General features: G+C 58.4%; 11 protein-coding genes. 9 read left to right on the top strand and 2 right to left on the bottom strand.

Features of this window, described 5'->3' with window-relative positions; genetic code table 11:
• Positions 1-61: 61 nt before the first annotated feature.
• Entirely contained in the window at positions 62-613 is a 552-nt protein-coding gene (gene smrB, locus DW56_RS13650) for an endonuclease SmrB (protein WP_024554864.1), read from the bottom strand.
• Between the two features lie 164 nt (positions 614-777).
• On the opposite strand from smrB, the gene prmB reads away from it, so the two are divergent.
• The 6 genes from prmB (at position 778) to DW56_RS13620 (ending at position 5,359) form a co-directional block, all read left to right on the top strand.
• Complete coding sequence (gene prmB / locus DW56_RS13645) at positions 778-1,710, top strand: 50S ribosomal protein L3 N(5)-glutamine methyltransferase (protein WP_024554865.1); 933 nt, start codon at positions 778-780, stop codon at positions 1,708-1,710.
• Between the two features lie 69 nt (positions 1,711-1,779).
• The gene (aroC, locus tag DW56_RS13640) at positions 1,780-2,865 is read left to right on the top strand and encodes a chorismate synthase (protein ID WP_024554866.1); all 1,086 of its coding nucleotides are present in this window, start codon (positions 1,780-1,782) and stop codon (positions 2,863-2,865) included.
• Positions 2,866-2,869: 4 nt separating this feature from the next.
• Positions 2,870-3,694 carry a penicillin-insensitive murein endopeptidase gene (mepA, locus tag DW56_RS13635; RefSeq protein WP_024554867.1) on the top strand — a complete coding sequence of 275 codons (825 nt, stop codon included), beginning with the start codon at positions 2,870-2,872 and terminating at the stop codon, positions 3,692-3,694.
• 12 nt (positions 3,695-3,706) lie between these two features.
• A complete protein-coding gene (locus tag DW56_RS13630) occupies positions 3,707-4,507 on the top strand; it encodes a sulfite exporter TauE/SafE family protein (protein ID WP_024554868.1) in 801 nt (266 codons plus the stop codon).
• Entirely contained in the window at positions 4,504-5,052 is a 549-nt protein-coding gene (locus tag DW56_RS13625) for an elongation factor P hydroxylase (protein WP_024554869.1), read from the top strand. Before DW56_RS13630 ends, DW56_RS13625 begins: the two co-directional genes overlap by 4 nt.
• A 28-nt stretch (positions 5,053-5,080) precedes the next feature.
• A complete protein-coding gene (locus DW56_RS13620; protein WP_024554870.1) occupies positions 5,081-5,359 on the top strand; it encodes a YfcL family protein in 279 nt (92 codons plus the stop codon).
• 82 nt (positions 5,360-5,441) lie between these two features.
• Here the strand turns inward: DW56_RS13620 and mnmC are convergent, their stop codons facing one another.
• On the bottom strand, positions 5,442-7,457 hold the full coding sequence (gene mnmC / locus DW56_RS13615; RefSeq protein WP_029589857.1) for a bifunctional tRNA (5-methylaminomethyl-2-thiouridine)(34)-methyltransferase MnmC2/FAD-dependent 5-carboxymethylaminomethyl-2-thiouridine(34) oxidoreductase MnmC1: 2,016 nt from the start codon (positions 7,455-7,457) through the stop codon (positions 5,442-5,444).
• Between the two features lie 156 nt (positions 7,458-7,613).
• Here mnmC and fabB point away from each other — a divergent pair, with 156 nt between their 5' ends.
• The 3 genes from fabB (at position 7,614) to DW56_RS13600 (ending at position 12,509) form a co-directional block, all read left to right on the top strand.
• The gene (gene fabB / locus DW56_RS13610) at positions 7,614-8,831 is read left to right on the top strand and encodes a beta-ketoacyl-ACP synthase I (protein WP_024554802.1); all 1,218 of its coding nucleotides are present in this window, start codon (positions 7,614-7,616) and stop codon (positions 8,829-8,831) included.
• A 751-nt stretch (positions 8,832-9,582) separates the two neighbouring features.
• Positions 9,583-9,867 (top strand): hypothetical protein, encoded by a 285-nt coding sequence (locus DW56_RS22760; RefSeq protein ID WP_029589856.1) that lies wholly within the window; start codon positions 9,583-9,585, stop codon positions 9,865-9,867.
• Positions 9,861-12,509, top strand: coding sequence for an autotransporter serine protease (locus tag DW56_RS13600; protein ID WP_024561952.1), 2,649 nt, complete (start codon positions 9,861-9,863; stop codon positions 12,507-12,509). Before DW56_RS22760 ends, DW56_RS13600 begins: the two co-directional genes overlap by 7 nt.
• The last annotated feature ends 36 nt before the right edge of the window (positions 12,510-12,545 follow it).

Below are 12,545 nucleotides of genomic sequence, written 5' to 3'. Positions count from 1 at the left end.
GCTTTTATAGCGCTTCACGCCGATAAATCCGCCCCGGCGGATAAGGCCGCCGGAAAGGGACTTACGGCAACTGCGGCGGCTGCCACTCTTCCACTTCTATCAGCACGACCAGCGCCGCATCGCCGCCGTACTCCTTCGGCGCCTGATGAAAAGCCATGACGTGCGGATGCTGCGCCAGCCACAACGGCGTTTGCTGCTTAAGAATATGTTTGCCGTGGCCGTGCATTACGCAGGCGCAAAACACATGTTCCCGGCGGCAGGCGGCGATAAGCGCGCCCAGCTCCTGCTTCGCCTGCATCTGCGTCAGGCCGTGCAAATCAAGAAAAAGCTCGGGGGAATAGTCGCCCCGGCGCAGCTTTTTCAACTCAAAGTGATCCACGCCCGGGCGCACATAGCGCATCGGCCCGTCGCTGTTCAGCAACGGCTGAAATTCATCCGAAAAATAGTGGCTGTTATCCACCTGTTCCTGCAACAGACGTTTGGGCGGTACGTCGCTCAGTTTCTTGCGCGGTGGGCTGTGGACGATAGTGTCCTGTTTTATCTGGCGGGTTCCGCGCATCAGTTCGCGAAACAGCGTCTGATCTTCCTCGCTCAGCGATGGCTTCTTTTTCATCTCGTTCTCGTCTTAAGCATTTTGCTGGCAGTTTACCTGACTTCGTGCGCACGCCAAATATAACGCCCATTTCCTCTCTGCGTGCGGCGGAATGCTGATTTATCGCCGTCTTCATGGCAAACTAGCCGCCGAATGTAAACGCGGTGCGGCCTGCGGAGGGCAATGTGGATAAAATTTTCGTCGATGAAGCAGTTAATGAACTGCATACCATTCAGGATATGCTGCGCTGGGCGGTAAGCCGTTTTAGCGCGGCCAACATCTGGTATGGTCACGGCACGGACAACCCCTGGGATGAAGCGGTGCAATTGGTATTGCCCACGCTCTGGCTGCCGCTGGATATTCCGGAAGATATGCGCACCGCGCGCCTGACCTCCAGCGAGCGTCACCGCATCGTTGAACGCGTGATTCGCCGCGTCAACGAACGTATCCCGGTGGCGTACCTCACCAATAAAGCCTGGTTTTGCGGCCACGAGTTTTATGTAGACGAACGGGTACTGGTGCCGCGTTCGCCCATCGGCGAGCTGATTAACAACCGCTTCGCCGGGCTTATTGACCATCAGCCGCAGCATATTCTTGATATGTGTACCGGCAGCGGCTGCATCGCCATTGCCTGCGCTTATGAATTCCCGCACGCGGAAGTGGATGCGGTAGATATTTCCACAGATGCGCTGGCGGTAACCGAGCACAATATTGAAGAGCACGGCATGATCCATCACGTAACGCCGATCCGCTCCGATCTCTTCCGCGACCTGCCGAAAGTGCAGTACGACATCATCGTCACCAACCCGCCTTATGTGGATGAAGAAGATATGTCGGATCTGCCCAGTGAATACCGCCACGAGCCGGAACTGGGTCTGGCCGCTGGCAGCGACGGGCTGAAGCTCGCGCGCCGCATCATGGCCTGCGCGCCGGATTACCTTGCCGATAACGGCATTCTGATTTGTGAAGTCGGTAACAGCATGGTACATCTGATTGAGCAGTACCCGGATGTTCCTTTCACCTGGCTTGAATTCGACAACGGCGGTGATGGCGTCTTTATGCTGACTAAAGCGCAGCTTATCAGCGCGCGCGAACACTTCAGCATCTACAAAGATTAATCCGTACCTTGCGGGCTGGCGGCCCGCATTCACTCCTTCATATAACGATGACAACGGTAAGGAGCCGTGATGGCAGGGAACAGTATTGGACAATTCTTTCGCGTAACCACCTTCGGTGAGTCGCATGGCGTGGCGCTGGGCTGCATCGTAGACGGCGTGCCGCCTGGTATTCCGCTCACAGAAGCGGACCTGCAACATGATCTCGACCGCCGCCGCCCCGGCACGTCGCGCTATACCACCCAGCGCCGCGAACCGGATCAGGTGAAAATTCTCTCCGGCGTCTTTGAAGGCGTTACCACCGGCACCAGCATTGGTCTGCTGATTGAAAACACCGACCAGCGCTCGCAGGATTACAGCGCCATCAAAGATGTTTTTCGCCCGGGCCACGCCGATTACACCTACGAACAAAAATATGGCCTGCGCGACTATCGCGGCGGCGGACGCTCTTCGGCGCGTGAAACCGCTATGCGCGTAGCGGCGGGGGCGATTGCGAAAAAATATCTGGCGCAAAAATTCGGCGTGCAGATCCGCGGCTGTTTAACGCAGATGGGCGATATCCCGCTGGAAATTAAAGACTGGCAGCAGGTTGAGCAAAACCCGTTCTTCTGCCCGGATCCCGATAAAATCGACGCGCTGGACGAGCTGATGCGCGCGCTCAAAAAAGAGGGCGATTCTATCGGCGCGAAGGTGACCGTCGTTGCCGATAACGTGCCGCCAGGCCTCGGCGAGCCGGTCTTTGACCGCCTTGACGCCGATATCGCCCACGCGCTGATGAGCATCAACGCGGTGAAAGGGGTGGAAATCGGCGAAGGTTTTGGCGCGGTGGCGCTGAAAGGCAGCCAGAACCGCGATGAAATCACCAAAGAAGGCTTCCAGAGCAACCATGCGGGCGGCATTCTCGGCGGCATCAGCAGCGGCCAGCAGATTATCGCGCATATCGCGCTTAAGCCCACTTCCAGCATTATGGTGCCGGGCCGCACGCTTAACCGTTACGGTGAAGAGGTGAAGATGGTGACGCGCGGGCGTCACGATCCCTGCGTGGGGATCCGCGCGGTGCCGATCGCCGAAGCGATGCTGGCGATCGTGCTGATGGATCATCTGCTGCGCCAGCGCGCCCAGAACGCTGATGTCAGCACTTCACTTCCTCGCTGGTAATACCATGAAAAAAGCACTCTGTGCGCTGCTGGCCCTTTGCGCCAGCAGCGCCACTTTAGCCGCCACGCCGTGGCAAAAAATCACGCATCCTGTTCCCGGCAGCGCGCAGGCTATCGGGAGCTTTTCCAACGGCTGTATCGTTGGCGCCGAAGCGCTGCCGCTTAACGCCGACAATTATCAGGTCATGCGCACCGACCAGCGTCGCTACTTCGGCCACCCGGATCTGGTGCGTTTTATCCAGCGGCTTAGCGGCGAAACTCAGCGGCTGGGCATGGGCACCGTTTTAATCGGCGATATGGGCATGCCGGCGGGCGGGCGCTTTAATGGCGGCCATGCCAGCCACCAGACCGGGCTTGATGTGGATATTTTTCTGCAACTGCCGAAAACGCGCTGGAGCGCCTCGCAACTGTTAAAACCGCAGGCGCTGGATTTAGTGGCGCGCGATGGAAAATCGGTCGTCCCTTCGCTGTGGAAGCCGGAAATCGGCGGGTTGATTAAGCTTGCGGCGCTGGATGACGACGTAACGCGCATTTTCGTCAACCCGGCCATTAAGCAGCAGCTCTGCCTTGATGCCGGGCCGGACCGCGACTGGCTGCGTAAGGTTCGCCCGTGGTTCCAGCATCGCGCCCATATGCATGTGCGTCTGCGCTGCCCGGCAGATAGCCTGGAATGCGAAGAGCAGACCCCGCCGCCGCCGGGCGACGGCTGCGGCGCTGAGCTGCAAAGCTGGTTTATCCCGGCGAAACCGGGCGGACAAGCCCCTGTGAAAAAAGCGCCGCCACCGCCACCGCCTTCCTGTCAGGCGCTGCTGGATGAACACGCACTCTAAGGATAAAAACGCATGGATCTCTTTATGGTTTCTCCGCTCTTGCTTGGCGTGCTCTTTTTCGTCGCCATGCTGGCGGGGTTTATCGACGCGCTGGCGGGCGGCGGCGGGTTGCTGACGGTGCCTGCGCTGCTGGCGGTGGGCATGTCGCCCGCCCAGGCGCTGGCGACGAACAAGCTACAGGCGTGCGGCGGGTCAATTTCCGCCTCGCTCTATTTTATTCGCCGCGGCGTGGTGGATCTTAAAGCGCAAAAGCTCAATATCCTGATGACGTTTATCGGCTCCACCACCGGCGCGCTGCTGGTGCAGCATGTGAAATCAGACGTGCTGCGCCAGATCCTGCCGCTGCTGGTTATTGGTATCGGGCTCTATTTTTTGTTGATGCCGAAGCTTGGCGAAGAGGACCGGCAGCGCCGCCTGTACGGGCTGCCTTTTGCGCTGGTGGCGGGCGGCTGCGTCGGTTTTTACGATGGTTTCTTCGGCCCCGGCGCAGGTTCGTTTTACGCACTGGCCTTTGTCACGCTCTGCGGCTATAACCTTGCTAAATCTACCGCGCACGCCAAAGTCCTTAACGCCACCTCGAACATCGGCGGCCTGCTGCTGTTTATTATTGGCGGCAAAGTAGTATGGGGTACCGGTTTTATTATGCTGGCAGGGCAGTTCTGCGGCGCCCGCATGGGTTCGCGGCTGGTGCTGAGCAAAGGACAAAAGCTTATCCGCCCGATGATAGTGATTGTCTCGGCGGTAATGAGCGCCAAACTTTTATATGACAGCCATGGACAGGAAATTCTGCAAGCCTTAGGGATAAACGGATGAGTAAAGCACATCACTACCAACAGTTAATTGACCTTTTCGACGGCTGCTTTGCCGACGAATTTAATACCCGTCTGATTAAAGGCGACGACGAACCGATCTATCTTCCGGCTGACGACGAAGCGCCTTACAACCGCGTCGTTTTCGCTCACGGCTTTTATGCCAGCGCCCTGCATGAGATTTCGCACTGGTGCATCGCTGGCAAAGCGCGGCGCGAGCTGGTGGATTTCGGGTACTGGTACTGCCCGGACGGGCGCGACGAAGCCACGCAACACCAGTTTGAGGATGTTGAAGTGAAGCCGCAGGCGCTGGAGTGGCTTTTTTGCGTAGCGGCGAATTTCCCGTTCAACGTCAGCTGCGACAACCTGAGCGGCGACTTCGACCCGGACCGCATCGCTTTTCAGCGCCGGGTGCATGCGCAGGTAATGACCTATCTGGAGCAGGGGATACCCACGCGCCCGGCGCGCTTTATCGCCGCCCTGCAAAACTATTATCAAACGCCGCCGCTTTCGGCGGAGCAATTTCCATGGCCGGAAGACTTGTGCTGATCGCCATAGTAATAAAAGAGGAAAGAAGATGATCGCGGAATTTGAAGCACGCATTCTGGCGCTGATTGACGATATGGTGGAGCATGCCAGCGACGATGAACTCTTCGCCAGCGGCTACCTGCGCGGGCACCTGACGCTGGCGGTCGCGGAACTGGAACATGGCGACGACCACTCGCCGCAAGCCGTTTACGCGAAGGTCACCAACAGCCTTGAAACCGCCATTCATGCTGGCGAGCTTTCGCCGCGCGACCAGGCGCTGGTGCTCGGTATGTGGGATAACCTCTTCCAGCAGGCGAAGTTAAAATAACCTTTCTGTCTCGCCTTCATCCTTTTTCACCAAAAGGATGAAGGACGACAACCCGCTATGTGCGGCTAAAGAGCAGGGCAGATCACGCCCCGCCTGATGATTTCACCGCTTTCCCCTTCAGCAATTTTCGCACCCACAACCGGTTCGGGTTTAATGCCGCAAGCGTCGCAGCGTCCAGCGGCAGCGGCTCGTTATTCATTTGCGAAGCAAGGATCTCCGCCGCCAGCGGCGCGCTGCACAGCCCGCGGGAACCCAGCGCGCCGAGCATAAAGAGGTTTGGGTGCACCGGCGCAGGCGGGGCGCTTTCCGGTGCGGCGGCAAGGTTAGCGTACCGCGAAAGCGTGGCCTCATAGTCCGCCACGTTACCGATCATCGGCAGATGATCCCGCGTTGCGCAGCGCACGCCGCAACGCGCTTCGCCGCGGCTTACGTCCACTTCCTGCGTCCATTCCGCCTGCGGCAGGCAGTCGATAAGACGCTGGCGGTTATGTTGCTGATCCGCTTCGCTGTATGCCATCTCTTCGCGGCCACGGTGGTAACTGGCCCCGATGCAGTGCATGCCGCTGACGGGATTTTGCGGCGTCAGGTAGCCGTCATAGCAGAGCACCTGGCGCAGTTTGCCAAGCGTCGGCGCGGTGGGAATATGGCTCACCTGGCCGCCCACGGCGTAAACAGGCAATTTTTCCGTTTGCGCGAAGCGGCTTATCTGCCAGCCGTTCGCCAGTACGACAGCGCTATGCGCAGCTTCAGCCCCGTCGCTGAATGTCAGCCGCCAGCCGCTGCCCTCATACGCAAGCGCGTTAACCCGGCGCCGGTAGTGGGTCTTTAAGCCTTGCTCACCGGCAAGCGCCAGCACGCCTGCTGTCAGCTGCGCCGGGCAAAGCCAGCCGCCCTGGGGGTACTCAATGCCGCCGCAGCCGGTAGCGACGCCCGTGCGCGCTTGTACCTCCTGCGCCGTAACCGCCCGCGCCAGCGTCTGCGGCAGATTCAGGCTCAGCATCTGGTCAATTTTCTGCTGGCTTTTTTCGTCGAACCCAAGCTGCGTTACGCCGCACCACGCATGGTCGAATGCCACTGGCAGGCTATCGTACAGACGGCGGGCGAAAGTAAAGGCGGCGGGAAAGAAGCTTGCCAGCGCGGCGTCATGCTGGCTTAAGAGCGGATAAAGCGCCCCCTGACGATTCCCGGACGCGCCCTGCGCCGGGGCGTCGTCTTCGCAATAAAGCGTTACCTGCCAGCCGCGTCGCAACAGCGCAAGGGCGAGCAGGGCGCTGGCGATGCCGCCGCCTGCAATCGCCGCTTCCTGCGTTTGCGCAGGAGTGCGGGCAAACCAGGGCGCGCGCGAAGCGGCGCGTTCAGCGCTTTCGCGAATGCCGGTCAGCATCTCGCGTTTTCGCCCGAAGCCTTTGCGCTTTTGCATGGCGAATCCCGCCTCCTGCAAGCTGCGGCGCACGAACCCCGCCGAGGTGAAAGTGGCGAGCGTGCCCTCTTTGCGCGCCAGGCGAGCCATCGCCGAAAACAGCTTAGGTGTCCACATGTCCGGGTTTTTCGCCGGGGCGAAGCCGTCCAGAAACCAGGCGTCCACCTGCTGGTTAAGCGAATCGTCCAGCTCGTCGACAAGTGAATTGATATCACCAAACCATAAATCGAGCGTGACGCGCCCCTCACCCAGTAATAAACGCTGGCAGCCCGGCAATGCCTGCGGCCACTGCTGCTGAAGCTGTTGCGCCCACGGGGCCAGCTCCGGCCAGTGCGCATGCGCCTGCTGAAGGTCCTGCGCCGTCAGGGGAAACTTTTCAAAACTGATAAAGTGCAGCCGCTTTAACGTCGCTTCCGGGTGGGCGGCGAGAAAAGCGTCGAAGGCCTGCCAGAGCGTTAAAAAATTGAGGCCCGTGCCGAAGCCGCTTTCCGCCACGATCAGCGAGGCGCGAGGGTGCGTAAGGAAGCGCTCCGGCAGATGATTGCCGCCGAGAAAAACATAACGGGTCTCTTCCAGTCCATTATCATTAGAAAAGTAAACGTCATCAAAATCTCGGGAAACAGGTGTACCCTCACTGTTGAAGTCAAGGCTGGCCGGTTGTATCGCGTTAAGTTTCACGTAAGTTGCTCGTCTGACAGGCGGTGGCACGATCTTAGCGATGTGTGTAAAGCGGTGCAAATTTCCGGACGATTTGGCTGATCGGACTTGTTCGGCGTACAACTGTACGCTATCTTGCGACTCGAAACTTACAAAGTGCGACTACAGAGGTATTGAATGAAACGTGCAGTGATTACTGGCTTGGGCATCGTTTCCAGCATCGGTAATAACCAGCAGGAAGTCCTGGCATCTCTGCGTGAAGGGCGCTCGGGGATCACTTTCTCTCAAGAATTTCTTGATGCCGGCATGCGCAGTCACGTCTGGGGTAACGTAAAACTGGACACCACGGGCCTGATTGACCGTAAAGTGGTGCGTTTCATGAACGATGCCTCTGTCTATGCCTATCTTTCCATGCAGGAAGCGATTCAGGACGCGGGCCTGAGCGAAGAGGTTTACCAGAACAATCCGCGCGTTGGCATTATTGCGGGTTCCGGCGGCTCTTCCAAAGCCCAGGTTTTCGGCGCTGACGCTATGCGCAGCCCGCGCGGCCTGAAAGCGGTTGGTCCGTATGTCGTGACCAAAGCGATGGCTTCCGCCGTTTCCGCCTGCCTTGCCACGCCGTTTAAAATTCATGGCGTGAACTACTCCATCAGCTCCGCCTGCGCGACCTCCGCACACTGCATCGGTAACGCGGTTGAGCAGATCCAGCTTGGTAAACAAGATATCGTCTTTGCCGGCGGCGGCGAAGAGCTGGGCTGGGAAATGGCGTGCGAGTTCGACGCCATGGGCGCGCTTTCTACCAAATATAACGAAACGCCGGAAAAAGCTTCCCGTACCTATGACGCTAACCGTGACGGTTTCGTTATCGCAGGCGGCGGCGGCATGGTTGTCGTGGAAGAGTTGGAGCACGCGCTGGCGCGCGGCGCGCATATCTATGCTGAAATTGTCGGCTACGGCGCAACCTCCGACGGCGCAGACATGGTTGCTCCGTCTGGCGAAGGCGCGGTGCGTTGCATGAAGATGGCGATGCAGGATCTTGACGCGCCGATCGATTACCTGAACTCTCACGGCACCTCAACCCCGGTTGGCGACGTGAAAGAGCTGGGCGCTATCCGTGAAGTCTTCGGCAATAACACCCCGGCAATTTCTGCCACCAAAGCCATGACCGGCCACTCGCTGGGCGCGGCAGGCGTGCAGGAAGCTATCTACTCTCTGTTAATGCTGGAACACGGTTTTATCGCGCCGAGCATTAACATCGACGAAATGGATGAGCAGGCTGAAGGGCTGAACATCGTAACGGCGCCGACCGAACGCGAGCTGACGACGGTGATGTCCAACAGCTTCGGCTTCGGCGGCACTAACGCGACGCTGGTTATGCGTAAGCTGAAAGCTTAAGTACCTGACAAATAAAAAAGAGCGCGTAAGCGCTCTTTTTTTATTCACAGAATTTATTTGAGAACGGGTTGAACGTCATGCGTTACCAGGCCCTAAATTAAAACCAGCAATAACAACTTTTAATAGAAAACGAATATCTGTCTCTTTAAAAGAAATATCCTTAGGCCGAATATTATTAGCTCCCCTTTTTATTTTTTATAAGCATTCTTTTCATAAAGCGAACAATAAGGCGCTATTTTACCGTTATCTTATTTATTCGCTTTTATCACGTTTTCATCAAACCAGAAGGGCACGTGAATGAAAACGCCTTCTGCCAGCGCTGACTCCTCTCTGTTTGAGCCTGGCTCACCTCCCGCCGCCGCCTGTGCCCGGGATACTCCTCGTAGCATGAACTTTGTCGGTGCCCCCTAAGCAAAACTTATCTGATTGTATTTAAAGTAATTAATGAAAAATATCCTGCTGCATATATTTTAAATTAAAGTTTTAATGAACTAAGCCGATAGAGTTTAGTGCCACTAAAACAAAGCCTGAAGAAAGATCGTTTTCTGATTCGATAATTCTGTTTATCGACAGCAGCCCCTTGCTGCTGCGGGCAGGTTTTACGTGGATATAAGAAAGCCGAAATTTTATTGATTTGCGGAATTCAGGGAAACCATTTTTATAAAAGGCGTAAAGCGCCCGGGAGTTGTTATGCCCTCAGAAAAATCTTTGGGTAAACGGACTTTTTTAATGACAGGGAATTCAGTACTGATTGTTTTACTGTCTGCCTGCGGCGGTGGAGGTGGCGGCGGCGGTGGTGGCGGCGCTACTGTTAATGGCCCCGTCAGTGGTAACCCCGGCTCAGGAAGCAGTAGCAGCGGTATCGTTAACAACGCTTCAGGCGGAAGCAGCGCCGCAGGCGGAAGCAGCGCCGCAGGCGGAAGCAGCGCTTCAGGCGGAAGCAGCGCTTCAGGCGGAAGCAGCGCTTCAGGCGGAAGCAGCGCTTCAGGAACGCAGGGCGCCAGCGGTATTCAGAGCGGCAGCAATGCGATGCTGAAAGCGCCTGTCGCCAAACCTGGCGGTCCTGCGCTTGCATCCGGTGAAACCGTGACCCGCACGCCGTGGAACCAAAACCTGTTTACCACTAACGCGGCAGCGGCCAGAGCGGCAGGCGTGAACGGCGCAGGCGTCACCGTCGGCGTTGCAGATACAGGTATCGACAGCACCAACCCTGCGTTACAGGGGGCGGTTACCAGCGTGCTCAATTATGTTGATCCGGCAACCAATAACCTCAGCGTGGGGGATGTGCGCGGCCACGGCACGTCCGTCGCCCAGACGCTGGCAGGCCGTACGGCCTCTGTTTTTTCCGGCGGCACCGCTTCCGGCGCGTCGCTGGTCAGCGCCCGTATTATCCCGGACAGCAGCAGCGCCGCTTACAGCCTTTCCCTGGCCCAGGTCAACAGCGATCTGGCGCGCGCGGGGGCGAAAATCATCAACAACTCATGGGAAATTCCGGACTGGGATCTCTCGAATGCTGCGCTGACGGGCCATTACGTCAACGCATGGAAACCTTTTATCGCTCAGGGCGGGCTGGTGGTTTTCGCCAGCGGCAACGAATCCGCCGCCAACCCGACCTCTATCGCCAGCCTGCCAGTGGTTTCTGGCTCGCAGGATTTAGAAAAAGGCTGGCTGGTGGTGACGGCGACCAACAACCTGAACGCTATCGCTTCGTACGCCAACCGTTGCGGCATCAGCAAAAATAACTGTCTGGCCGCGCCGGGGAACGTTTACGTACTGGAAGAGGATGCGCAGGGCAACGCCCAGCTTCGCCTGGTGAACGGCACCTCTTTCGCCGCGCCGCAGGTTTCGGGCGCGGCGGCGCAGATCTGGCAGCAGTTCCCCTATTTCTCTAACGATCTGGTGCGCCAGACGCTGCTTGGCACCGCCGCTGACCTCGGCGCCCCTGGCGTGGATGAGGTTTACGGCTACGGCATGCTCGACGTGGGCAAAGCCATTAAAGGCCCGGCGAAGTTCGACTGGGGCGATGTCAGCGTTTCGTTTGACGACTATAGCTCCACCTGGAGCAACCCGATCAGCGGCGCGGGCGGGCTGATTAAAAACGGCACCGGCACGCTGGTGATGAGCGAAGAAGCCTCTTATACCGGCGCAACCCGCGTGCTGGGCGGCATCCTTTCCGGCAAAGGCATCGCTTCTTCCGCAAGCATAGGCAGCGCAGGCGCGCTCGATATGCGCAGCGTGAAAGGGGATGTCGATAACCGCGGATACGTGATCCTGCGCGACGGCGAAACCCGCTTTGGGGGTAACTACACGCAATATGGCGAAGGGCATCTGGCGTTTATGCTGGGCTCCACGCTCAACGTAGCGGGCAATGCCGCGCTGGATGGCGATCTTCACGTGCTGGGCGTGCCGCAAGGCTACGTAACAAAAAGCCAGCAGGAGGTGATCAACGCCGGCGCTGTGCAGGGCCAGTTCAGCAGCTTCACGCAGGAGCCGGGCGTTTTCCTCGACGCTTCGGTGGGCTACAGCGCGAATCAGGTCTGGCTGAACATACAGCGTTTGCAGGCAACGCAGGTGAGCGGCGTGAACTACACCCCGGCCGCCGCTTCAGGCGCGGCTCGTCTTGAACAGGCGTTTGTGCAGCTGGATAGCCAGCCGGCGGACGCGCAGCAGACCGCTTTTGCGGCGACGGCGGCGCAAATTCAGCAAACGCCGACGGCGCAGGCGGCGCAGGCAACCCTTGAGAGCCTCTCCGGCCAGCTTCCGGCGGCAAGCGGGGCGATGGCTTATCAGTCTATCAACCTCAATCAGCGCCGCGACGCCGAGCATATCGCTCAGTTGATGGATGCGCCGCAGAGCCGTCAGTGGGCGGAGCGTTTTTCCTGGAACGGCAGCCTCGGACATGCAGGGTTGACGCCGGTTAACTACGCCATGAACGGTTGGGTGACGGGACAGGATACCTTTATCGACGCCAACACTTTTGTCGGTAGCTCGTTAATGTTCGCCAACACCTCCGGCAGCCTGAACAGCGGCGGTGAAAGCAGCCGCGGCACGTTGAATGAAGCGGCGCTTTACGGCGGCAAACGCTTTGGCGGCTATTACGTGACGGGACGCCTGGCGTCTGGTTATTACGACGGCGACCAGCACCGCATGCTGTGGCTTGGCAGCCAGTCCGAGCGCGTCAGCAGCCGTCAGAGCGGCAGCTGGTTTACGCTTGGCAGCGAAAGCGGTTACCGCTTCAGCGGTGAAAAGTGGCAGGTGACGCCGTTTGCCGATGCCCAGTACATCAGCCTGCGCCAGCGCGCTTTTGAAGAGCAGAGCCAGAGCGGCTTTGGTCTGAAAGCGGATGACCAGACCACCGGGCGCTGGCAGGCAGGGGTGGGTTTGCGCACCCGCTATACGCAGGATCTGTTGAACTATGGTCGCCTTGGCCTGAGCTTCCAGACTCATTATCAGCGTACGGTCAGCCAGGAGAGCGGCCGCTATCAGGCGAGCTTTACCGGTCTCGATCAGGCCATGCCGCTGACAGGCGTCACGGCGCCGCAGGATGTCTGGACAATGGGCGTGAGCCTGATGTGGCAGTTTAACGATGACAACAGCATAACGCTCGGCGGGGAACATACCCTGAGCGACGGCCGAAGCGATGCGCAGGTACAGGCAGGTTTCAGCATCGGTTTTTAAACCGCCTTCGTTAAGGTAAAAGGCTCCCCGCGGGGA

The sequence above is a fragment of the Franconibacter helveticus LMG 23732 genome, assembly GCF_000463115.2.
Taxonomy (GTDB): domain Bacteria; phylum Pseudomonadota; class Gammaproteobacteria; order Enterobacterales; family Enterobacteriaceae; genus Franconibacter; species Franconibacter helveticus.
The sequence above is the reverse complement of the archived record's forward strand: the minus strand, read 5'-3'. Positions and strand labels throughout refer to the sequence as shown.

Coding starts and splice junctions, on each gene's coding strand:
- aroC (WP_024554866.1), top strand. CDS start 1,780: ATGGCAGGGAACAGTATTGGACAATTCTTTCGCGTAACCACCTTCGGT.
- DW56_RS13625 (WP_024554869.1), top strand. CDS start 4,504: ATGAGTAAAGCACATCACTACCAACAGTTAATTGACCTTTTCGACGGC.
- fabB (WP_024554802.1), top strand. CDS start 7,614: ATGAAACGTGCAGTGATTACTGGCTTGGGCATCGTTTCCAGCATCGGT.
- smrB (WP_024554864.1), bottom strand. CDS start 613: ATGAAAAAGAAGCCATCGCTGAGCGAGGAAGATCAGACGCTGTTTCGC.
- mepA (WP_024554867.1), top strand. CDS start 2,870: ATGAAAAAAGCACTCTGTGCGCTGCTGGCCCTTTGCGCCAGCAGCGCC.
- DW56_RS13600 (WP_024561952.1), top strand. CDS start 9,861: ATGCTGAAAGCGCCTGTCGCCAAACCTGGCGGTCCTGCGCTTGCATCC.
- DW56_RS13630 (WP_024554868.1), top strand. CDS start 3,707: ATGGATCTCTTTATGGTTTCTCCGCTCTTGCTTGGCGTGCTCTTTTTC.
- DW56_RS13620 (WP_024554870.1), top strand. CDS start 5,081: ATGATCGCGGAATTTGAAGCACGCATTCTGGCGCTGATTGACGATATG.